The sequence below is a fragment of the Blastococcus sp. SYSU D00868 genome (assembly GCF_054050575.1).
The window spans coordinates 79,061-100,393 of the sequence record NZ_JBJGZO010000012.1 but is presented as its reverse complement, the minus strand read 5'-3'; the positions used below and the strand labels follow the sequence as shown (position 1 = coordinate 100,393).

Annotated in this window: 22 protein-coding genes and 1 tRNA gene; 3 read left to right on the top strand and 20 right to left on the bottom strand. The window is 75.3% G+C overall.

Features of this window, described 5'->3' with window-relative positions; all coding sequences use genetic code 11:
- Window positions 1–34: 34 nt before the first annotated feature.
- The 4 genes from ACI79F_RS12765 to ACI79F_RS12750 all read right to left on the bottom strand — a co-directional run bounded on the left by ACI79F_RS12765 (window position 35) and on the right by ACI79F_RS12750 (window position 4,096).
- Window positions 35–1,363 (bottom strand): DUF6779 domain-containing protein, encoded by a 1,329-nt coding sequence (locus ACI79F_RS12765; protein ID WP_456543101.1) that lies wholly within the window; start codon window positions 1,361–1,363, stop codon window positions 35–37.
- A gap of 110 nt (window positions 1,364–1,473) precedes the next feature.
- Window positions 1,474–2,475: a glycine betaine ABC transporter substrate-binding protein gene (locus ACI79F_RS12760; RefSeq protein WP_456543102.1), complete on the bottom strand. Its 1,002-nt coding sequence runs from the start codon at window positions 2,473–2,475 to the stop codon at window positions 1,474–1,476.
- Window positions 2,476–2,639: 164 nt separating this feature from the next.
- Window positions 2,640–3,377 (bottom strand): ABC transporter permease, encoded by a 738-nt coding sequence (locus ACI79F_RS12755; protein ID WP_456543103.1) that lies wholly within the window; start codon window positions 3,375–3,377, stop codon window positions 2,640–2,642.
- A complete protein-coding gene (locus ACI79F_RS12750; RefSeq protein ID WP_456543104.1) occupies window positions 3,374–4,096 on the bottom strand; it encodes an ABC transporter permease in 723 nt (240 codons plus the stop codon). The genes ACI79F_RS12755 and ACI79F_RS12750 overlap by 4 nt, the downstream gene beginning before the upstream one ends.
- A gap of 3 nt (window positions 4,097–4,099) precedes the next feature.
- On the opposite strand from ACI79F_RS12750, the gene ACI79F_RS12745 reads away from it, so the two are divergent.
- Window positions 4,100–5,269 (top strand): ABC transporter ATP-binding protein, encoded by a 1,170-nt coding sequence (locus tag ACI79F_RS12745; protein WP_456543105.1) that lies wholly within the window; start codon window positions 4,100–4,102, stop codon window positions 5,267–5,269.
- Here ACI79F_RS12745 and ACI79F_RS12740 read toward each other — a convergent pair.
- From ACI79F_RS12740 to dacB, 10 genes are all read right to left on the bottom strand, one after another.
- Window positions 5,266–5,805 carry a DUF3180 domain-containing protein gene (locus tag ACI79F_RS12740; protein WP_456543106.1) on the bottom strand — a complete coding sequence of 180 codons (540 nt, stop codon included), beginning with the start codon at window positions 5,803–5,805 and terminating at the stop codon, window positions 5,266–5,268. The genes ACI79F_RS12745 and ACI79F_RS12740 overlap by 4 nt on opposite strands.
- Window positions 5,802–6,305 carry a 2-amino-4-hydroxy-6-hydroxymethyldihydropteridine diphosphokinase gene (folK, locus tag ACI79F_RS12735; RefSeq protein WP_456543107.1) on the bottom strand — a complete coding sequence of 168 codons (504 nt, stop codon included), beginning with the start codon at window positions 6,303–6,305 and terminating at the stop codon, window positions 5,802–5,804. Before folK ends, ACI79F_RS12740 begins: the two co-directional genes overlap by 4 nt.
- Window positions 6,302–6,688 (bottom strand): dihydroneopterin aldolase, encoded by a 387-nt coding sequence (folB, locus tag ACI79F_RS12730; protein ID WP_456543108.1) that lies wholly within the window; start codon window positions 6,686–6,688, stop codon window positions 6,302–6,304. Before folB ends, folK begins: the two co-directional genes overlap by 4 nt.
- On the bottom strand, window positions 6,678–7,544 hold the full coding sequence (gene folP / locus ACI79F_RS12725; RefSeq protein ID WP_456543109.1) for a dihydropteroate synthase: 867 nt from the start codon (window positions 7,542–7,544) through the stop codon (window positions 6,678–6,680). The genes folB and folP overlap by 11 nt, the downstream gene beginning before the upstream one ends.
- Window positions 7,541–8,158 (bottom strand): GTP cyclohydrolase I FolE, encoded by a 618-nt coding sequence (gene folE / locus ACI79F_RS12720; protein WP_456543110.1) that lies wholly within the window; start codon window positions 8,156–8,158, stop codon window positions 7,541–7,543. Before folE ends, folP begins: the two co-directional genes overlap by 4 nt.
- Before the next feature lie 49 nt (window positions 8,159–8,207).
- A complete protein-coding gene (gene ftsH, locus ACI79F_RS12715; RefSeq protein ID WP_456543111.1) occupies window positions 8,208–10,214 on the bottom strand; it encodes an ATP-dependent zinc metalloprotease FtsH in 2,007 nt (668 codons plus the stop codon).
- Window positions 10,215–10,567: 353 nt separating this feature from the next.
- On the bottom strand, window positions 10,568–11,152 hold the full coding sequence (gene hpt, locus ACI79F_RS12710) for a hypoxanthine phosphoribosyltransferase (RefSeq protein WP_456543112.1): 585 nt from the start codon (window positions 11,150–11,152) through the stop codon (window positions 10,568–10,570).
- The gene (gene tilS / locus ACI79F_RS12705) at window positions 11,149–12,177 is read right to left on the bottom strand and encodes a tRNA lysidine(34) synthetase TilS (RefSeq protein ID WP_456543113.1); all 1,029 of its coding nucleotides are present in this window, start codon (window positions 12,175–12,177) and stop codon (window positions 11,149–11,151) included. Before tilS ends, hpt begins: the two co-directional genes overlap by 4 nt.
- A 7-nt stretch (window positions 12,178–12,184) precedes the next feature.
- A complete protein-coding gene (locus tag ACI79F_RS12700; protein ID WP_456543114.1) occupies window positions 12,185–13,276 on the bottom strand; it encodes a zinc-dependent metalloprotease in 1,092 nt (363 codons plus the stop codon).
- A gap of 46 nt (window positions 13,277–13,322) precedes the next feature.
- The gene (dacB, locus tag ACI79F_RS12695) at window positions 13,323–14,753 is read right to left on the bottom strand and encodes a D-alanyl-D-alanine carboxypeptidase/D-alanyl-D-alanine endopeptidase (RefSeq protein WP_456543115.1); all 1,431 of its coding nucleotides are present in this window, start codon (window positions 14,751–14,753) and stop codon (window positions 13,323–13,325) included.
- A gap of 55 nt (window positions 14,754–14,808) precedes the next feature.
- Here dacB and ACI79F_RS12690 point away from each other — a divergent pair, with 55 nt between their 5' ends.
- Entirely contained in the window at window positions 14,809–15,303 is a 495-nt protein-coding gene (locus ACI79F_RS12690) for an inorganic diphosphatase (RefSeq protein ID WP_456543116.1), read from the top strand.
- Window positions 15,304–15,400: 97 nt separating this feature from the next.
- On the opposite strand, the gene ACI79F_RS12685 is transcribed toward ACI79F_RS12690, so the two are convergent.
- From ACI79F_RS12685 to tmk, 6 genes are all read right to left on the bottom strand, one after another.
- Window positions 15,401–15,847: a hypothetical protein gene (locus ACI79F_RS12685; RefSeq protein WP_456543117.1), complete on the bottom strand. Its 447-nt coding sequence runs from the start codon at window positions 15,845–15,847 to the stop codon at window positions 15,401–15,403.
- 127 nt (window positions 15,848–15,974) lie between these two features.
- Complete coding sequence (locus ACI79F_RS12680) at window positions 15,975–17,243, bottom strand: amidohydrolase family protein (RefSeq protein WP_456543118.1); 1,269 nt, start codon at window positions 17,241–17,243, stop codon at window positions 15,975–15,977.
- A 73-nt stretch (window positions 17,244–17,316) separates the two neighbouring features.
- Complete coding sequence (locus tag ACI79F_RS12675) at window positions 17,317–18,186, bottom strand: LLM class F420-dependent oxidoreductase (protein WP_456543119.1); 870 nt, start codon at window positions 18,184–18,186, stop codon at window positions 17,317–17,319.
- A 236-nt stretch (window positions 18,187–18,422) separates the two neighbouring features.
- Window positions 18,423–18,495: transfer RNA gene (locus ACI79F_RS12670), tRNA-Thr, on the bottom strand.
- Between the two features lie 50 nt (window positions 18,496–18,545).
- Entirely contained in the window at window positions 18,546–19,727 is a 1,182-nt protein-coding gene (locus tag ACI79F_RS12665) for a DNA polymerase III subunit delta' (RefSeq protein WP_456543120.1), read from the bottom strand.
- A complete protein-coding gene (gene tmk / locus ACI79F_RS12660) occupies window positions 19,724–20,347 on the bottom strand; it encodes a dTMP kinase (RefSeq protein WP_456578912.1) in 624 nt (207 codons plus the stop codon). Before tmk ends, ACI79F_RS12665 begins: the two co-directional genes overlap by 4 nt.
- Window positions 20,348–20,487: 140 nt before the next feature.
- Between tmk and ACI79F_RS12655 the strand changes: the two genes are divergently transcribed.
- The gene (locus ACI79F_RS12655; RefSeq protein WP_456543121.1) at window positions 20,488–21,333 is read left to right on the top strand and encodes a trans-aconitate 2-methyltransferase; all 846 of its coding nucleotides are present in this window, start codon (window positions 20,488–20,490) and stop codon (window positions 21,331–21,333) included.

Below are 21,333 nucleotides of genomic sequence, written 5' to 3'. Positions count from 1 at the left end.
GCTGGCGAGCGGTGGGGGGCACGGGGGTCCTTCCTCAGTGCTTGCGCAGCACCCGGGCGAGGACGTCGTCGTCCTCGTCGTCGTCGCGGTAGCGGTGCCGCCGCCGGCCGCTCGACGGGGCGGCGCCGGCCGCGTTCTCGGCGAGGATCTGCGCGAGCCGGGCCTCCCCGGGCGTCGGCACGGCCGGTGCCTGGACGGTGAGCGGCTCGGGGGGCAGCGGCGCCGGCGGGCGCGGCCACGCCTCGAGGTCGGACGCCGCGGGGGCCGCCGCGGCCGTCCCGGAGGCGGCGGCCAGCGGCCGCTCGACGGTCAGCTGCTCGGCGGTGTCCGGGTCGTCGGTGCGCCGGCGCCGGCGGGCGGGGTCCGCCTCGGCCGCGACGACGGGAGGCTCCGGCGCGGGCGCGGGCGCGGGCGGCGCCGCCTGCTGCGCCCAGCTGCCGGCCAGGGCGTCGTAGGTGCGGGTGACCGGCCCCTCGACCGCCGGGACCGGGCTGTCCAGGCGGACGGCGGGCCACCCGCCGGTCAGCTCCCGCGGCGGCTCCTCCGCCGACCAGCCGACCGCCTCGAAGGAGCGGGTGCCCGGGCCCTCGACCGTCGGCACCGGGCCGCGGGAGGACTGGGTGCGCATGACGACGCGCTCGAGGAACATCTCGCTGGACAGCTGCTCGGTCAGCTCGGTGCGCAGCCGGCCGAGATCGGTGCGCAGGTCGGCGAGCTGGCCGAGCTCCGCCCGCATGGCCGCGAGCCGGGCCACCTCGTCGCGCAGGCCGCCGGGCCCGGCGACGTCCTCGCGCAGCGCCCCCAGCGCGGCGACGTCCTGCCGCAGCCCGCTCAGCGCCGTGAGCTCGGCGCGCAGCGCGCCGAGCGCGGCCACGTCGGACCGCAGGCCGGTCAGGGCGGCGACGTCGGCCCGGAGCGCGCCGAGCGCGGCCACCTCCTGCCGCAGCGCGCCGAGCGCCGCGAGGTCGTGCCGCAGGGCGGCCACGGCCGCGACGTCCCGGCGCAGGGCGGCGAGCTCGGCCCGCACCGCCTCGTCGGACTCCCGCCGCAGCCGGCTCTCGGTCTCGAGCTCGTGCTGCCGGTGGCCGGCCGCCTCGCGCTCCAGCTCCGGCCGGTGCGCGCGGCCCGGGTCGGCGGGGTCGGCGGCCGCGTCGCGGCGGCGGCCGGTGGCGAGCAGGGCCAGCACGAACGCCCAGGCGCCGGCCACGACGGCCACCCGGAGCAGCTGCGGGTCCTCGGTCAGGAAGACGACGACCGTGGCCGCGACCGCGAGGATCGCGCCCACCGCCAGGCCGACGGTCCGCCACAGCGGGGCGGGGGCGAGTGACGGGGCGCTGACTCGCTCGTCCCGTCCCCCGCGCATGGGCTCCAGCGTAACGGCGCGACGGCCGCTCATCACGCTCCGAACGTCCCTCGTGACACAGACGTCACGGGCCCCGGCGGATCTCCGCCGGGGCCCGTGGCGCGCCGCGATCAGTCCTGGGCGAGCGCCCCGTCCGAACTGAGCACGAGACCGAGGGAGATCTCCCCCTGCTCCAGCGCGCTCTTGGTCAGCGGGCCGCCGGCGGTGTCGAGCGGGACGAACTCGGCGAAGGAGAGCCCGTAGGTCTCCTCCAGCCCCTGCCCGCAGAAGGGCCGGGTCGGGCACTCCGCTGGGCCGCCGAGCACCAACGACCCGTCGCCGCAGGCGTCGGCCAGCTCCGACAGCGTCGCGACGCCCAGTTCGTCGGCGAACGCCTGGGTCACGGCGAAGGCGTTCTGGTCGGCCGCCTCGGACGGCTCGCCGAAGGTCAGCCCCACCTGGTCGGCCAGCGACTGCAGCGCGTCGCGGGTGGCCTGCACGTCCTGGCTGGCCACGGAGTCCGCGTCCGGCCCGTTGACCTGGGCGTTGAGCGCGTCGGCCACGGTGGCGAGGTACTCGGGGAAGACCTGCAGGTCCCCGCCCGAGATGAGGGCCGGCAGGTAGAGCTCGCGGTTGCCGACGGTCCGCACGCTCGCGTCGAAGCCGACCGCGTCGAGCACGTCGGCGTAGATGTTGGCCAGGATCGTCGACTCGGTGAAGCCGGCCTCGCCGACCACGACCGTCCCGCTCCCCTGCTCGAGGCCGTCGGTCACCCCGCTCTGCTCGACCCACTCGGCGGCGACCTCCTCGGCGCTGCGCCGCTCGAGGTCCACCGCGGCGTTGAGCTCGATGAGCTGGTCGGTGTCCAGCGCCGCGGAGACCGCGTTGAGCGCCGGGATGATGGCGGGGTTGTCGGTCGCCGTCGCCGTCGTCACCGCCGGGATGACGTTGTCCGCGTTCTGCAGGCCCAGGTCGTCCTCGAGGACGACGAGCCCCTCGCCGGCGATCGGCGCGCAGGCGTCGCCGCTGGCCGCGCTGCCGCTGGCCTCGCCGCCGCCACCGGTCCCGGAGGAGCCGGAGTCGCCGCAGGCCGCCGTGGCCAGCGCCACCGCGATCGCGAGAGGGGTGAGCACTCGGGTACGCCGTGACATAGCGCCCGCCTTCTGTGTCCCGTGCGGCGCCGGGCCGCACGCGTGTCTGGCGGGAGGTCTCCCGCGTCGGCCATGGAACCCCTCTCCCGAGGGCGGCTCCAAACCGACGGCCGATGTGTTGTGTGCTTGTTATCGAGCGGCGCGGGTCACAGCGGGACGCCGGACGCCGTCGGCTCCGGCTCGCCACGCACGGCGGACGCCCGGGTCACCGACCGGAACGGCAGCCGCTTCGGACCGGGGGTGATCGCCCATGAGATCGCGACGAGCACGGCCTCGGTGAGCAGCGCGAGCGCCGCGACGAGGAACGCCCCCGCGTACATCACGCCGTAGTCGCGCTGGCCGAAGCCGAGGTTGATCAGCCGGCCCAGCCCCGAGCCGCCGACCAGCGCGGCGAGCGTCGCCGTGGCCACGACCTGCACGGCCGCCGTCCGGATGCCGGTCAGCACCAGCGGTGCGGCGAGCGGAGCCTCCACCCGGCGCAGCACCTGCCCGCCGGACATCCCCATCGCGCGGGCGGCCTCCCGCACGTCGGCGTCCACGCCGCGGAACCCGACGAAGGTGTTGGTGAGGATCGGCGGGACCGCGAAGACCGCCAGCGCGATCATCGTCGCCCGGTCGCCGAAGCCGATCGGCGTGACGGCGAAGACGGTCAGCAGGGCCAGCGTCGGGATGGCCCGGCTGACGTTGGAGAGGACGACGACGGCGCCCGATCCCCGGCGCGCCCGGCCGAGGACGACGCCCAGCGGGAGGGCGACGGCCATGGCCCCGAGCACCGCGACGGCCGAGACCACCAGGTGGTCCTGCAAGAGGTCGAGGATGCCGCCGCGGCGGGTCCAGTTGAACGGGTCGTTGAGGTACTGGAACGCCCGCTGGAGCTCGTTCACGACCGGGCCGCCCGCGCCCAGGGCGTGAGCACCCGCTCGACCCCGGCGAGCAGCAGGTCGGCGACCAGGGCGAGCAGCACGCAGCCCACCGCCCCGGTGACGATCTCGGCGCGGTACTCGTTGGCGGCGAACCCGCCGGTGATCAGCTGCCCGAGGCCGCCGTGGCCGACGAGGACGCCGACCGTGACCAGCGCGACGGTCGACACCGTCGCGATCCGCAGGCCGGCCATGAACGCGGGCAGCGCCAGGGGCAGGTCCACCCTCAGGAACAGCTGCCGGGGGCTCAGCCCCATGCCCCGGGCCGCCTCGCGCACGTCGTCGGGGACGCCGCGCAGCCCGGCCAGGAAGTTGCGGACCAGGATCACCAGCGAGTACGCCGTCAGCCCGACCAGGACCGTCGTGGCCGACAGGCCGGTGACCGGGAGGATGAAGGCGAACATGGCCAGCGAGGGGATCGTGTAGATCACCGTCGAGAGGCCGAGGACGGGGCCGGAGAGCCACCGGCTGCGGCGCGCCAGCAGGGCCAGCGGCAGCGCGATCAGCGCGCCGAGCGCCACGGCGGCGACGGTCAACCAGACGTGCTCGCGCAGGTGCGCCAGGATGGTGTCCCAGTTGTCCGTGACGTAGGACGGGTCGAACCAGGGGTTCGGCGCCTCGTCCACCGCGAGCAGGTCGCCGCTCGCCGCGCCCAGCAGGGGGCGCACCGACAGGAGGGCCACCCCGTGGACGCTACTGCCGCACCCGCCCGTCCCGCTGCCCACCTCCCGGTGCAGGCCGCGGGCGAAGCCCCCGAGATCCGGCTGGAGGGGATCAGCAAGGTCTACGCCGACGGCACGGTCGGCGTGGCCGAGCTCGACCTGACCTTCGCCGCCGGCGAGCTCACCGTCCTGGTGGGCCCCTCCGGCTGCGGCAAGACGACGACGATGAAGATGATCAACCGGGTCATCGAGCCGACCACCGGCCGCATCCTGCTCGGCGGCGAGGACGTGACCCGCGTCGACCCCGACCGGCTGCGCCGCCGGATCGGCTACGTCATCCAGAACGTGGGCCTGTTCCCGCACCAGACGGTGCGCGCGAACGTCGCGACGGTCCCGCGGCTGCTCGGCTGGGACCGGCGGCGCACGCGGGCCCGGGTGGACGAGCTGCTGGCCACCGTGGGCCTGGACCCGGCGGTGCACGGCGACCGCTACCCCGCCCAGCTCTCCGGCGGCCAGCGGCAGCGGGCCGGGGTCGCCCGGGCGCTGGCGGCCGACCCGGGCGTGCTCCTCATGGACGAGCCGTTCTCCGCGGTCGACCCGATCGTGCGCGAGCGCCTCCAGGACGAGTTCCTCCGGCTCCAGGAGTCGGTGCGCAAGACGATCGTGTTCGTCACCCACGACATCGAGGAGGCGGTCCGGCTCGGCGACCGCATCGCCGTCATGAGCGCCGGCGGGCACGTGGACCAGTTCGCCCCGCCGGCGGAGCTCCTCGGCCGCCCCGCCAGCGCCTACGTCGCCGACTTCGTCGGCGCCGACCGGGGGCTCAAGCGCCTGGCGGTGACCGCGATCGACCGCGGCGACCTGGTGCGGCCCCCGGTCCTGCGGCCGGGGACGTCGCTGGCCGAGGCCGCCGCGGCGCTGGGCGGCGCCGCCGGGGCCGTGGTCACGGACGCCGCCGGCGGCCCCCGCGGCTGGCTGCCCGCGGCCCGCGCCGCCGGCGTGGGGACCGTCGAGGCGGCGATGCAGCCGCTCGAGGAGCCGGTGCCGGTGTCCGCCACGCTCAAGACGGGCCTGTCGGTGCTGCTGCGGTCCGACGCCGAGGTGGTGCCGGTCGTCGACGGCGGCAGCTACGTCGGCATGCTGACCGCCGGCGCGGTGCACGCCACGCTCCGCCGGTCGATCCAGGGCGGTTAGGCGCGGACGCGGCCGGCCGGGCCCTCCTCGTCGCCCTCGGACGGCGGGATCCGGCAGACGTGCTCCAGCCACAGCGCCGCGCCGGTGAGCGCGGCCGCGGCGACCACGCCGATCACCCCGGTCACCGCGTCGTCGGCCGCGGCGTCGAGCCGGTCCAGCGCGGGGACGACGTGCAGCAGCACCCCGGCCCACACCCCGACGAAGGCGGCGCCGACGTACGCGCTGGCCTGGGCCAGCACCGCGGCGCGGGCGACGAGCATCGGCTCGATCGGCCGCAGCTGCCCGGGGCGGGCCGGGGCGGCGCTCGCGGCCGGCCGCTGACCGCGGGCGGTGCGCCGGGCCTCGCGCAGCGCCGCCAGCCGCGTGCCGAGCGCGCGGGCAGCGAGCGCCTCGGCGACGGCGAGCAGGGCCAGCGGCACCGGCAGCCACCACCGCAGCGGCGGCAGGTCGCCGTAGGCGGAGCGGACGACCAGCCAGGCGGCCAGCGCCAGCCCGACGGCGACGACGAGCAGGTCGCGGCGCCGGACCGGCGTCACGGCCGCCCGTCCCAGGGCACCACCGCCGCGACGTCGTCCCGCGGCAGCGCGGCGAGCAGGTCGGCCACCGGCCCGTGCCCCGGCAGCACGGCCGCGGGGTCGACCGACGCCCACGGCACGAGCACGAACGCCCGCTCGTGCGCCCGCGGGTGCGGCAGCGTGAGCACCGGGTCGGCGGAGACCACCGGCGTGCCGTCGTCGGCGGTGACCGTGACGACGTCGACGTCGAGGGTGCGGGCGCCCCAGCGGACCTCGCGGGTGCGGCCGGCCGCCTGCTCCAGCTCGTGCGCGCGGGCCAGCCAGCCGGCTGCGTCCCGGGGGCCGTCGACCAGCGCGATCGCGTTCAGGTAGGGCGGCTGTTCGACCGGGCCCCACGGCGGGGTCTCGTACAGCCGGGAGGCGGCCACCAGGCCGTCGGCGGCCAGGCCGCCCAGCGCCTCGCGCAGGGTCGCGGCGCGGTCCCCGAGGTTGGCGCCCAGCGACAGCACCGCACGGGTCATCGGCGATCTCGCCGGATGCTCACGGTGACGTCGTCGAACGGCACGCCCAGCTCGGCGTCGGGCTTGTGCACGGTGATCTCCACGGCGTCCACCAGCGGGTTCGCCAGGCAGGCGTCGGCCATCCGCTGGGCCAGCGTCTCCAGCAGGTCCACCGGCTCGCCGGTGAGGATGCCGTGCAGCCCCTGGGCCAGCTCGGCGTAGTTGACGGTCTTCTCCAGGTCGTCGCCGGCCGCGGCGGGGGCGGTGTCGAGCTCCAGGACGACGTCGACGGAGAACGTCTGCCCCTTCTCCCGCTCCCAGTCGTAGACGCCGTGGTTCGCGTGGGCGGTGATGCCGCGGACGGTGATCCGGTCGGGGCGGTGGGGCGGGTGGTCACTGGGCACGGGCTCGGGTCTCCTGTCGGGCGCGCTGCACGGCGGCGACGGTACGGACGGCGTCCACCGAGGCGGCGGCGTCGTGCACCCGCACGCCCCAGGCCCCGGCCTCGGCGGCCAGCACGGTGGTGGCGAGGGTGGCGGCGTCGCGCCCCTCGGCAGGGCGCACGGTGCCGTCGGCGTCGGCGAGCTCGCGGCCCAGGAAGGTCTTGCGGGAGGCGCCGACCAGCACGGGCAGCCCGAGGCCGACGACGCGGTCCAGCCCGGCCAGCACGCGCCAGTTGTGCTCGGCGCGCTTGGCGAAGCCCAGCCCGGGGTCGAGGACCAGCTGGGCGGGGTCCACGCCGGCGGCGACGACGTCCTCCACCCGCGCGGTCAGCTCCGCGCACACCTCGGTCACGACGTCGCCGTAGCGCGCCGCGGCGTACATCTCCCGGCTGTGGCCGCGCCAGTGCATGAGCACCCAGGGCACGCCGGCCTCGGCGACGAGCTCGGCCATGTTCTTGTCGGCGAGCCCCCCGCTGACGTCGTTGACCAGTGCCGCGCCGGCCGCCAGCGCCGCCTCGGCGACCTCGGCGCGGGTCGTGTCGACGCTGACCCGGACGCCGGCGTCCGCCAGCTCCCGGATCACCGGTACGACCCGCCGGCACTCCTCGTCGGCGTCCACCCGGTCGGCGCCGGGCCGGGTGGACTCCCCGCCGACGTCGACGTAGTCGGCGCCGGCCGCGTGCATGGCCAGCCCGTGCGCGATCGCCGTCGGCGCGTCCGCGAAGCACCCGCCGTCGGAGAACGAGTCGGGGGTGACGTTCAGGACGCCCATCACCACGCAGCGCCCGGGCTGCGGGAGCTGGAGGGCCGCGGTCACTTCCCGAGGACGAGGCTCATCGCCTCGGCCCGGGTCGCCGCGCTGTCGCGGAACATGCCGCGCACCGCGGAGGTCACCGTCGACGAGCCGGGCTTGCGGATGCCCCGCATGCCCATGCACAGGTGCTCGGCCTCGATGACCACGATGACGCCGCGGGGCTTGAGGACGTCGTTGAGCGCGTCGGCGATCTGCCGGGTCATCCGCTCCTGCACCTGTGGGCGGCGGGCGTAGACGTCCACGAGCCGGGCGAGCTTGGACAGCCCGGTGACCCGGCCGTCCTCGCCCGGGATGTACCCGACGTGCGCGACCCCGTGGAAGGGGACCAGGTGGTGCTCGCACGTCGAGTACATCGGGATGTCCTTGACCAGGACCATCTCGTCGTGGTCCTCGTCGAACACCGTGGCCAGGACCTCGGCCGGGTCCTGCCAGAGGCCGGCGAAGGTCTCGGCGTAGGCGCGGGCGACGCGGCCGGGGGTGTCCTGCAGCCCGGGCCGGTCCGGGTCCTCCCCCACCGCGATGAGCAGCTCGCGCACGGCGGCCTCGGCCCGTGCCTGGTCGATCGTGCCGGGGACGGGGCGTACCTCGTCCTCGGCCTCCTCGGGGATCTCGCTCACGGCTGCTCCTCGCTGGGGGTCGTCGGCTACGACCGGGGAACGGACCCGCTCACCGTTGCACGGGCGCGCCGACGTCGCCGACCGGGCTGGACCCGCCGGTCAGGTGCCCGTTGCCGTTCTCGCTGCCGCCGGCGAGCTGGGCCCGCTCGGCGGGGGTGAGCACCGGCGGCTGGTCCGACGGCGTCCGCTTGCCGAAGCCGTTGTAGGGCGCCAGGGAGGGCCGCTTGGTGACCGGCGCGCAGATCCGCGCCATGTCCTCCTTGGAGAGGGTCTCCTTCTCGATCAGCTCGAGGACGAGCTGGTCGAGCACGGCCCGGTGCTCGACGAGGATCTCCCAGGCCTCGTCGTGCGCGGCCTCGATGAGGGCGCGCACCTCGGCGTCGATGTCGGCGGCGACGGCCTCGGAGTAGTCCGGCCGCGAGCCCATGTCCCGGCCGAGGAACGGCTCGGAGTCGGTGCTGCCGTACTTCACCGCGCCCAGCTTGGCGCTCATGCCGTACTGGGTGACCATCGCCCGGGCCATGGAGGTGGCCTTCTCGATGTCGTTGCCTGCGCCGGTGGTCGGCTCGTGGAAGACCAGCTCCTCGGCCGCGCGCCCGCCGAGGGCGTAGGCCAGGGTGTCGATCATCTCCGACCGGGTCTGGGTGTACTTGTCCTCGGTCGGCAGCACGAGCGTGTGCCCCAGGGACCGGCCGCGCGGCAGGATCGTCACCTTGTGCACCGGGTCCAGGTTGGGCAGCGCGTGCGCCACGAGGGCGTGCCCGCCCTCGTGGTAGGCGGTGACCTTCTTCTCCTTCTCGCTCATCGCCCGCGTCTTGCGCTCGGGGCCGGCGATGACCCGGTCGATCGCCTCCTCCAGCACCGCGTCGGTGATGACCGTGCTGTTGGTGCGGGCGGTCAGCAGGGCGCCCTCGTTGAGGACGTTGGCCAGGTCGGCACCGGTGAAGCCCGGCGTCCGGCGGGCCAGGGTCTCGAGGTCGACGTCCGGGGCGAGCGGCTTGCCCTTGGCGTGCACCGACAGGATCGCCTTGCGGCCCATCAGGTCGGGCCGGTCGACGGCGATCTGCCGGTCGAAGCGGCCCGGGCGCAGCAGCGCGGGGTCGAGGATGTCGGGCCGGTTGGTGGCGGCGATCATGATGACGCCGCCCTTGACGTCGAAGCCGTCCATCTCGACGAGCATCTGGTTGAGCGTCTGCTCGCGCTCGTCGTGCCCGCCGCCCATGCCGGCGCCGCGGTGCCGGCCGACGGCGTCGATCTCGTCGACGAAGATGATCGCCGGCGCGTTCTGCTTGGCCTGCTCGAACAGGTCGCGGACGCGGCTGGCGCCGACACCGACGAACATCTCGACGAAGTCCGAGCCGGAGATCGAGAAGAACGGCACCCCGGCCTCGCCGGCCACCGCGCGGGCCAGCAGCGTCTTGCCGGTGCCGGGCGGGCCGAACAGCAGCACGCCCTTGGGGATCTTGGCGCCGACGGCCTGGAACTTCACCGGGTTGGCGAGGAAGTCCTTGATCTCCTGGAGCTCCTCGATCGCCTCGTCGGCGCCGGCGACGTCGGCGAACGTCGTCTTCGGGGTGTCCTTGGTGATCTGCTTGGCCTTCGACTTGCCGAAGGCCATGACGCCGCGGCCGCCGCCCTGCATGGAGTTGAACAGCCAGAACAGCAGCAGCAGGAGGATGACGAACGGCAGGAAGCTGATCAGGACGCTGACGAAGACGTTCTCCTGCGTGACGTTCGTGTCGAAGTTCACGCCGTCGTTCTGGTCGCCCTGGCCGGACACCAGGTCGAAGACGTCGTCGGAGGCGCCGATCGGGTAGGAGGCGGTGATCCGGTCGCTGCCCTCGACCGGGTTCGTCAGCTCGATGTCGAGCGTCTGCTCCTTGTCGTTGATCGTGACCTTCTCGGCGTTGCCGTCCTCGATCTGCTCCAGAGCCGTGGCCGTGGAGACGCCTTCGTACTCACCGCCGCCGCGGAAGAGGGTCGAGAACCCCACCGCCAGCAGGATGACGAGGACGACCCAGAACCACACGGAGCGGAAGATCTTCTTGCGTTCCATACACCGATGCCGGGCGGCCCGGACGGGCCTGACCCGTCGACCCTCCTGATCGTCCGGGGGACGCGCCCTGCCCGGCGGGTGGGCACCCGCGCGTCGGTGCAGCGTCGTTGCGCTCGAAGGTACACCGGGCCACCTGTGCGAACCCTGGACGAGAGCCCGGAACGAGCCGGGATTCCCCCGTCGGGAGCACGCCCGGTGACGGGTCCTGGACGGCGGGGCACGGCACCCGGCCGGGGTGGCCCGGTCGCGGGGGCCCGGAGGGCCTCCCGACCGGGACACGGGCAGCGGCTCAGCGCAGGCCGGGGACGGCACCTGGCCGCGGTGCGGTCCGGAGGACCGCAGTGACACAGCCGTCAGGCGTAGACCTCGGGCTTGAGCGTCGCGATGTAGGGCAGGTCGCGGTAGCGCTCGGCGTAGTCGAGGCCGTAGCCGATGACGAACTCGTTGGGGATGTCGAACCCGATGTACTTCACGGGCACCTCGACCTTGACCGCGTCGGGCTTGCGCAGCAGGGCGCAGACCTCCAGCGAGGCCGGCGCGCGGCCGCCGAGGTTCTTCAGCAGCCAGGAGAGGGTCAGCCCGGAGTCGATGATGTCCTCGAGCACCAGCACGTGCTTGCCGGTGATGTCGCGGTCGAGGTCCTTGAGGATGCGGACGACGCCGGAGGAGCTGGTGGCGCTGCCGTAGGAGGAGACCGCCATGAACTCCATCTGGGTGGGCAGCTGGAGGGCCCGCGCGAAGTCGCTCATGAACAGCACCGCGCCCTTGAGGACACCGACGAGCAGGACCTCCTTGCCGGCGTAGTCGCGGGCGACGACGGCGGCGAGCTCGGTGATCTTGTCCTGGATCTGCTCCTCGCTGAGCAGGACGTGGTCGATGTCCGGCCCGTACCCGTGGTCGGGGCCGAGTGCCCCGGTGGCGATGGCGGGGTCCGTCACGGGAGGGGCTCCTCGAGGGGTGCGGGTCCAGGGTCCGCGCCGCGGCGTGCCGGCGGCAGCACGACCAGCCTGCCAGACGCCCGCAGCACCCCTGCCCCGCCGGGTAGGTCCACCCGCCCCTGCCCGCGCCAGCCTGTGACGAGGGTCTCGACCGCCCGCAGGTGCACCGCCTGCAGGTCGGGCACGCCGGCCGCGCGGAGCCAGCCGCGGAGCACCCGCCGGCGCAGCGCCGCGGGCAGCTCCGCCAGCGGCCGGGCCGGCAGGCCGCCGTCCCCGGCCTCCCCGGCGAGCCGGGCGAGGTGGCCGGCGGCGAGTCCGTCGAGGGCGTCGAGGTCCTCCCGGAGCAGGTCGGCGGTGCGGGCCAGCGCGGGCGCGACCCCGCCGCCGAGCACCTCCTCCAGCAGCGGCAGCGCCTCGGTGCGCAGCCGCACGCGGGTGTAGGCGGGGTCGGCGTTCCAGGGGTCGTCCCAGACCGGCAGGCCCTGGTCCGCGCACGCCTGCCGGGTGGTCGCCCGGCGGATCCCGAGCAGCGGGCGCCACCAGAGCACCCCGCCGTCCCTGCGCTCGGCGACCATGCCGGCCACCGAGCGGGGGCCCGATCCGCGGCCGAGCCCGAGCAGCACGGTCTCGGCCTGGTCGTCGAGGGTGTGCCCGAGGGCGACCCGCGCACCCTGGCCGGCCGCGGCGTCCGCCAGCGCGGCGTACCGGGCCGTCCTGGCCGCTGCCTCCGGGCCGCCGGTCCCCTCGACCCGCACCGTCAGGACGAGCACCGGGTCCAGGCCGAGGTCGCGCAGCAGCGCCGCCGCCCGCTCCGCCCGCCCGGCGGAGCCGGGCTGCAGGCCGTGGTCGACGGTCACGGCGCCGACCCGGACACCGGCCGACCGGCCCTCGAAGGCGAGGGCCGCGGCGAGCGCCAGGGAGTCCGCTCCCCCGCTGCAGGCGGCCAGCACCGGCCGGGAGCAGCCGCGCAGGCCGGGCCGGACCGCGGAGCGCAGCGCGGCGACCGCGGGCGGCGGCCCGCTCATGCCGGGGTCAGGCGGGGATGGCCGGGCGGCCGATGACGCGGTCCACCCAGCGCGCGGGGTCGGTGAGCTCCTCGACCAGCGGCAGCGCGTCCGGCCCCGACCACACGCGGTTGAAGCCCTCCATGCCGACCAGGTCGACGACGCCGCCGACGAACACGCGCCCGTCGGCGTACTGCTTCATCTTCTGCTCCAGGCCGAGCAGCCGGCGCAGCACCCGGTCGACGGGGCCGCGGCCCTTGCGCCGCTGGGCGAACCGCTTGCGCAGGGTGCGCACGGTCGGGACGACGTCCGGGCCGACGCCGTCCATCACGTACTCGGCGTGCCCCTCGACCAGGCTCATCACGGCGGTCACCCGGTCCAGCACCGCCCGCTGCTTCGGGTCGCTGACCAGCGCCATGAGGCCCTGCGGCTCGTCGTCGTCGCCGTCCCCGCCGCGGACGGCGTCCCCGAGGCTGCGCACGACGTCGCGCAGGCGGTCACGCAGGACGTCGGCGTCCAGGTCGGTCGCCTCGACGAACTCGGCGATCAGCGACTCCAGGTGCCCCTGCAGCCACGGCACGCCGGTGAACTGCAGCTGGTGGGTGACCTCGTGCAGGCAGACCCAGAGCCGGAAGTCGCTGGGGTCCACGCCCAGGCGGCGCTCGGCGTCGACGATGTTGGGGGCCACCAGCAGCAGCCGGCCGCCGGTGCCGAAGACCTCGTACTGCCCGAGCACGCGGGAGGCGAGGAAGGAGAGGACGGCGCCGGCCTGCACGCCGGTGGCGCGGGAGCCGATCGCGGTGGCGATCGGGCCGGGCCGGCTGCCCTGCTTCTCGGCGAGGGCGTCGACCAGGGGGTCCAGCAGCGCCGACATCCCGGCGGTGTTGGCGTCCACCCAGCCGGGCCGGTCGACGACGGCGACCTCGGGGACGGGGCCGCCCGGCGCCGGGCGCAGGCCGGTGAGGCCCTCGACGTGCGCGATCGCGGTGGCGGCGGCCTCGTGCAGCTCGCGGACGACGGCGGCGGCCTCCTCCCGCGTCGTCTGCGGACCCGGGCTGACCAGCCGGCGGGCGGTGCGTCCGGCGAGGTCCCAGTCGACCATCGAGGAGGCGCTGCTCATCGGCTCACCGTACGCGCGCAGACGGCCCGGTCGCCGCCCCGCGGACTCAGGAGCAGCCGCAGGCGGCGAGTGCGGCGGCGGCCGCGTCGAGGGCGTCCTCGGCGGGCTGCTCGCCGCCGGAGACGGCGTCGGCGACGAACGCGAAGGCCAGCAGCCGGCCGTCGGCGGTGACCACGGTGCCGGCGAGCGCGTGCACGCCGAGCAGCGTGCCGGTCTTGCCGCGCACGGAGCCGGGGGCGGTCGCCGGGTCATCGTCCCCGCGGTCGACCAGCGTGCCGTCGTAGCCGGCGACCGCGAGCCCGGACACGACCGCCGAGGTCTCCGGCGCGGAGCCGTCGGCGGCGGCGGTGACCAGCGCCGCCAGCAGCGAGGCCGGCACGCGGTCGGTGGCGGACAGGCCGCTGCCGTCGGCGAGGGTGACGCCGGACAGGTCGAAGCCGGCCTCCGCCAGCGCGGCGGGCACGGCCTCGGCGACCCCGTCGAAGGTGGCGGGCAGGTCGCGGGCCAGGGCCACGTGCCGGCCGAGCGCCTCGGCCAGCACGTTGTCGGAGAGGGCGATCGTCTGCTCGACCAGCCGGGCGATCGGCGCCGACTGCACGGTGCCCAGCACCCGGGCGCCGTCGGGGGCGTCGCCGAGGGCGACGGTCGCGGCGGGCGCGCCGAGCGCCGCGGCGAGCGCGCGGCCGGCGTCGGTGCCCGGCGAGCCGCTGCGGGCGGTGCCGCCGGGCGCGACCCGCGCCCCGTCGACGGCGGTCGCGGTGACGGGGGCGGCGTAGCTGGACGGCGCGTCGTCCGGCCCCCAGCCGGGCGCGGTGAGCGGGCCGGTGAACAGGCCGTTGTCGACCAGCACGCTGGTGACCGGCGCGCCGCCGAGCGCCGCCTGCACCTGGCCGGCGAGGTCGGCCACGGTGGCCGCCCCCGGGTAGGTGAGCGACGGGCTGGTGGTGGACAGCGTCGGGTCTCCCCCGCCCACCAGGACGACCTCGCCGGGGTTCGCGCCGGCCACGACCGTGGTGGTCAGCGTGTCGTCCGGGTCGAGGGTGGTCAGGGCCGCCACCGCGGTCAACAACTTCGCGGTGGAGGCGGGGACGGCGGGGCGGTCGCCGTCCCGGTCCAGCAGCACCTCGCCGGTGGCGACGTCCACCACCCGGGCGACGGGGGCGGCGCCGAGCGCGGGCCCGGCCAGCAGCGGCGACAGCGTCGCGTCCAGCGCGGCCGGGTCGGGGGTGGGCGCGTCGGCGGCCAGGGCGGCCAGCACGGGCGCGGGGTCCTCGACCTGCGGCAGCTGCGCCCCGGCGGCGGGGGTGTCCGCGGGGGCGCCGCCGTCCCCGTCGTCCGCGCCGACGGCCCGGACCACCAGGACGACGGCGACGGCGAGCACGCACAGCACCGCGACGCCCGCCAGGGCGAGCCGGCGACGGAAGCGCGAGTACTTCGGCGTGACGGTCGTCGACCCGCTCGACGCGATGGTGCCCACCCCCTGGGACGCCCTCCGGCTGAGGCACCGGTTGCCGTGGGTCACACTACGACCCGTGCAGTTCGACGTGACGGTAGAGATCCCCAAGGGCCAGCGGAACAAGTACGAGCTGGACCACGCCACCGGCCGCATCCGCTTGGACCGGATGCTCTTCACCTCCACCCGCTATCCGGCGGACTACGGCTACATCGAGAACACCCTCGGCCAGGACGGCGACCCGCTCGACGCCCTGGTGCTGCTCGAGGAGCCGACCTTCCCGGGGTGCCTGATCACCTGCCGGGCGATCGGCATGTTCCGGATGACCGACGAGGCCGGCGGGGACGACAAGGTCCTCACCGTCCCGGCCACCGACCCGCGGATGTCGCACCTCAAGGACATCAGCGACGTGTCGGAGTTCGACCGGCTGGAGATCCAGCACTTCTTCGAGACCTACAAGGACCTCGAGCCCGGCAAGTCCGTCGAGGGCGCCAACTGGGTCGGGCGCGCCGAGGCCGAGGCCGAGATCGAGGCCTCCCTGAAGCGGGCCCGCGAGGCCGAGCCCCACCACTGACCCCTCCCTGGCCCGCTCCGAGCGGCCGAGCGCACGAGGAACGGCGACGGCGGTGCACCCCCGGGGTGCACCGCCGTCGCCGTGTCGGTCCCGGGCCTCAGCAGTTGGCCTGACCCCACTCGTCGACCGCGGCGCCCGCGTCGACCAGCTCGGACTGCAGGTCGACCAGGTCACCGGCCAGCTCCTGGTTGGCGCCGGGGTCGCTCGGGTCCACCTGCTCGACGAGGTCCCGCAGCTCCCGCCACACGGCCACCAGGCGCTCCCACTCGTCGGCGGCGTCGTCGGGCGGCTGGACCTCCTCCATGCGGCCGACCGCGTCGTCGAGGACGCCGACGGCCGACGCCGGATCGGCCTGCACGTCCTCCAGCTGGGCGGTGATGTCGCGCAGCAGCGCGGGGACGTCGGTGCAGAACGCGTCGTGCCGCTCCTGGTCGGAGAGCGTCGGCGGGCCCGCGGGCGAGGCGCTGCCGGAGACCTCCGAGGAGCAGCCGGCCACCAGGGCGGCGGCCGCGAGCAGGGCCGGGGTGCAGGCGCGTCGTCTCACCGTCGAACCGTAACGGCGCAGGCCCAGCCCCCGCCGGGCGGAGACGACGGCGCCGCGCCGGCGCGCGTCCCGGACGGGACTGCGCGCCGACGCGGCGTCGGGGACCCCGGCGGGGAGGCCGCTCGCGTCAGGCGGTGGCGGCCTTCTGGCGCAGGTCGTACAGCTTCCGCCACTCGTGCTTGCTGCGGATGGTGGTGTCCACGTCCGGGCTCAGCGCGCGCAGGGCGCCGACCGTGGCGTCCTCCTTGGCGATGTGCTTGAACGGGTCGAGGCCGAAGAACCGGGTGGTGTTCTCCCACAGGATCTTGTGGACCTCGTCGTCCGGGACGCCGGAGCCCTTCATCTCCGCGTTGACGAACTCCGGCGCGTTCGGCCAGATCGAGTCGGAGTGGGGGTAGTCGCACTCCCACGCGATGATGTCGACGCCGATGTCGTGGCGGACCTTGAGCGCGGTCGGGTCGGTGACGTAGCAGGCCAGCGAGTGCTCGCGGAAGATCTCACTCGGCAGCTTGCCGCCGAAGTCGTGACCCAGCCACCGCTGGTTGGTGTAGTGCCGGTCGCAGCGGTCCAGGTAGAACGGGATCCAGCCGATGCCGGCCTCCGACCAGGCGATCTTCAGGTCGGGGTACTTGCGCATCGCGCCGCCCCACAGCAGGTCCTGCGCGGCGAAGGTCGACACCTGGGTGGCCAGGATGATCATGTTGTCGATCGGGGCGTCGGGAGCACCCTTGATGGCGCCGAAGCCCTGGCCGATGTGCAGGCACATGACGACCTCGAGCTCGGAGATCGTCTGGAAGAACGGGCCCCAGTACTCCAGGTCGTGGTAGCTGGGCAGGCCCTGGATGTGCGGCAGCTCGGGCATCGTGACGGCCTTGACGCCCTTGGCCGCGACCCGCTTCACCTCGTTCACCAGCTCGACCGGGTCCCAGACGGGGAGGATCGCGCAGGGGATCATCCGGCCCGGGTAGGCGGTGCACCACTCGTCGATGTGCCAGTCGTTGTAGGCCTTGAGGAAGACCAACGCCAGGTCCTTGTCCTTGGCCTCCTGGAAGTACCGCGCGCTGAACCCGGCGAAGGAGGGGAAGCACATCGAGGCCAGGATCCCGTTGCGGTTCATGTCCTTGATCCGCTCGTGGATGTCATAGGCACCCGGGCGCATCTCGGCGAAGGTGGCGGGGTTGAGGCCCCACTCCTCGTTGGGCCAGCCGACGACGGCGTTGAGGCCGACGGTGCCCATCGAGTTGCCCTGGAACCACCACTTCTCGTAGCCGTTCTCGTCCGCGATGGACTTGGGCGCCTCGTCCCTCCACTTCTCGGGCGTGTGGTTCTTGAACATGTCGGGCGGCTCGACGACGTGGTCGTCGATGCTGATCATGATCATGTCTTCGACGTTCATGCGCTGACCTCTCTCATCTGCGGCATCGGTGGCGGACTGGGTGCGGACGGGCGTGCGGCGGGTGGCCCCGCGGTCACCAGGAGCTGATCTCCGGGACGACCTTCGAGCCGATGAGCTCCAGCGGGGCTTCGGAACCGAGGTCCGGCACCCAGCCGTAGACGGTCGTGAAGCCGAGCTCGTGCAGCCGGCGCAGGTCCCGGAGGAGACCGTCGACGCCGCGGGGCCCGTCGACCTCGAACGTCCAGAGCGCCGTCTTCTCGATCTCGTCGGGGTCGCGGCCGACCTCCTCGCACCGCTCCCGCAGCCGGGTGATCTTCTGCCCGGCGTCCTCGCCGCCCCAGACGTTCATCGCGTCGGCGTACCTCGCGACGAGCTTCAGCGTGCGCAGCTCGCCGCCGCCGCCGATGAGCAGCCGCGGCCGGGGCTGCGACACCGGCGCCGGCACGTTGAGGGTCTGGCCGAGCTGGTAGTGCTCGGTGACGATCGGGTCGTCGCTGCCGCTCCACATCTGCAGGCAGATGCGGACGGTCTCCTCGAGCCGGTGGTAGCGGCCGTCGTGGTGGTCGTACGGGAGGCCGAGGCCGGTCGCCTCCTGCTCGTTCCAGCCCGTGCCGATGCCCAGCCAGGCGCGGCCGCCGGAGAGCACGTCGAGGGTGGTGACCATCTTGGCGAGCAGCCCGGGCGCCCGGTAGGTCGCCGCGGTCACCAGGGTCTGCAGCTCGATGCGGGAGGTCTGGCCGGCGAGGTAGGCCAGCGTCGTGTAGGCCTCCAGCATCGGCTCGTCCTCCTCGCCGATGAGGCTGATCTGCCACAGGTGGTCGGTGGTGCTGAGCCGGGCGAAACCGGCGTCCTCCGCCGCGCGGGCGATGCGCGCCAGCGCCGGGCCCATCTGGCGGGGCTCACCGAGGTGCGAGTAGTCGTTCAGGTGGAGACCGAGTCTCATGCAGCGCTCCCCGGCACCCGGCGGTCCCCGCGGATGCTTCGACGTGTTGACATCGGTCACATCTTCACTCGCCGACGGCCCGAAGGCAATCGTACGGCTTGCGATATCCGAGTGTGACCCAGGTCATCGCCTGTGGGCAAGCACGTCCCGGCAGCTCGGAGGGGGTGTGGGGGTCGGTCGACCTGCCGCAGAGACGACACGACCCCGTCCGCGGGGACGGGGTCGTGGAGGAGGAGAGCCGCCTGTCGGAATCGAACCGACGACCTTCTCATTACGAGTGAGATGCTCTACCGACTGAGCTAAGGCGGCGGACGTGCGCAACCAGCCTACGACACCGCCCTCGCGGGGCCGCGCACCGGTCAGTCCCGGTCGACGGGGAGTCGCAGCGCGACGGTGAGCGCCTCGACGGCGATCTGCGGCTTCACGTTCTGCTCCAGCGCCGTCCGGCAGGCGAGGACGGCGTCGATGCGCCGCAGGGCGCCCTCGGCGCCGATCCGCGCCGCGAGCTCCTCGGCGTCGGCCCGCCGGTCGGGGTGGGCCAGCGGCGGCGGCTCTCCCCCGTCGCCGCGGACGGCGGCGAGCACCAGCGCGTCCCGGTACAGCGCGGCGAGGTCGACCAGCGCCCGGTCCAGCGAGTCGCGGCCGAGCCGGGTGGCCCGCGACTTCTGCCGCTTCTCGAGCTCCTTGAGCTGCCCGGCGCCCCGGCTCGCGGCGGCCACCCCGGGGCCGCGGGCGCCCACCCCGAGGCTGGCCTTGACCGCCTCGGTCTCCGCCGCGTCCAGGACGGCGGTCGCCTGGTCGGACTCCTCCTTGGCGGCGGCGACCAGGTCGTCGGCGGCGTTGAGGCAGGCGGCCAGCGAGACCAGCGACAGCGGCACGTCGAGCACCGCCTTGCGGGCCAGCCGCGCCGCCTCGTCCCGCGCCAGGCGGCGGGCCCGGCCGACGTGCCCGCCGGAGGCCGCCGCGGACCAGGCGGCCATCGCCGGGTCGACACCGTCCCGCCGCACCAGGACGTCGGCGATCGCCTCCACCCGCGGCGTCCGCAGGCTCACCACGCGGCACCGGGACCGGATGGTCACCATGATGTCGTCGGGGTGCAGGCTCGGCGTGCAGAGCATGACCACCGTCCGCGGCGGCGGCTCCTCGAGCATCTTGAGGACGGCGTTGGCCGCGTGCTCGGTCATCCGGTCGGCGTCCTCGACCACGATGACCTGCCAGCGGCCCTGCGAGGGCGCCCGCCCGGCGAGCCGGACCAGCTCGCGGGCCTCCTTGGCCCCGATCGAGAGCCCGTCCGGGACGATGACCGAGACGTCGGCGTGGGTGCCGGCCAGCACCGTGCGGCAGGCGTGGCAGGTGCCGTCCCCGCCGGCCGGGCACTGCAGCGCGGCGGCGAACGCGCGCGCCGCCACCGACCTGCCCGACCCGGGTGGGCCGGTGAACAGCCAGGCGTGCGTCATCGCCGCCGGGTCCTCGATCGCCCCGCGCAGGACGGCGATGACGTCGTCCTGACCGACCAGGCCGGCCCACACGCCCTCGGTCACGGCGCGACCGCCGGGTCGAGCAGCGCGGCCACGCGGTCGCGGACGGCGGCGGCCAGGTCGTCGACCGGCCGGGTGGCGTCGAGCACCAGGTAGCGGTGGGGTTCGGTGGCGGCCAGCACCAGGAACGTCGCCCGTACCCGCTCGTGGAAGTCCAGCGACTCGGCCTCGATGCGGTCGGCGGCGGCGCGGCCGCGGGCGCGGGCCAGGCCGGTCGCCGGCGGCAGGTCCAGCAGCACGGTCAGGTCGGGCACCAGCCCCTCGGTCGCCCAGCGGGACAGGGCGGCGACCTCCTCGCGGGCGATCTCCCGGCCGGCGCCCTGGTAGGCCAGCGAGCTGTCCACGAACCGGTCGGTGACCACCACGTCGCCGGCGGCCAGCGCGGGCAGCAGCACCTCCGCGGTGTGCTGCGCGCGGTCGGCGGCGTAGAGCAGCGCCTCCGCGCGCGGGCTGAGCGCCAGGTCGGCCCGGTCGAGGACGAGCTGGCGCACCACGGCCCCGGCCGGGGTGTCGCCGGGCTCGAACGTGGCCCGCACCCGGCGGCCGGCCGCGATGAGCCACTCGGTGAGCAGCCGCACCTGGGTGGACTTGCCCGCGCCCTCCCCGCCCTCGAAGGCGAGCAGCAGCCCGGGACGGTGGTCGGGGGACGCGGGGATGACGGGCTCCCGGGAGGTGTGCGGTGCGACGGTGGCGCGGGTCGGCCGCGCGGCGCCACGGTACCGGCCGGGGGTGACGGTCCCGGGTCGCTCGTAGGGTCGGTGCCGTGGCTGACCCGGGCGAGAGCCCTCTCCCCGGCGCGGGCCCCGGCGCGGGCCCCGACTCGGGCCCCGGCGCCTGGGACCCGGGCCAGTACCTGCGCTTCGGCGACGAGCGCGCCCGGCCGTTCGGGGACCTGCTGGCCCGGGTCGCCGCCGCCGACCCGCGGGTCGTGGTGGACCTGGGGTGCGGCGAGGGGGCGCTCACCGCCTCGCTGGCCCGGCGCTGGCCGCGGGCGCGGGTCACCGGCGTCGACTCCTCGGCCGAGATGCTGGCCGCGGCGGCCGCGCACGCGGTGCCCGGGCGGGTGGGCTTCGTCCGCGGCGACGTCCGGGACTGGGCCGCCGACGAGCCGGTCGACGTCCTGGTCACCAACGCCGTCCTGCACTGGGTGCCCGGCCACGCGGACCTGCTGCGCCGCTGGGCCGGGCAGCTGGCGCCGGGCGGCTGGCTGGCGCTGCAGGTGCCGGGGAACTCCGGCGCCCCGACGCACCGGCTGCTGGCCGAGCTGTGCACCTCCCCGCGGTGGGGCGACCGGCTGGCCGCGGCCGCTCCCCCGCCGGCGCCGGTGCTGGACCCGGCCGGCTACCTGCGCGTGCTCGAGGAGGCGGGGCTGCGCGCCGACGCCTGGGAGACCACCTACCTGCATGTGCTGACCGGCCCGGACCCGGTGCTGGGCTGGGTGCGCAGCACCGTGCTGCGGCCGGTGCTGGCGCTGCTGCCCGGCGACGAGGCCGCGGAGCTGACCGCCGCCTACGCCGCGGCGCTGCGGACCGCCTACCCGCCGCGGCCGGACGGGACGACGCTGCTGCCGTTCCGCCGGGTGTTCGCGGTGGGGCGGCGCGCGGGGTGA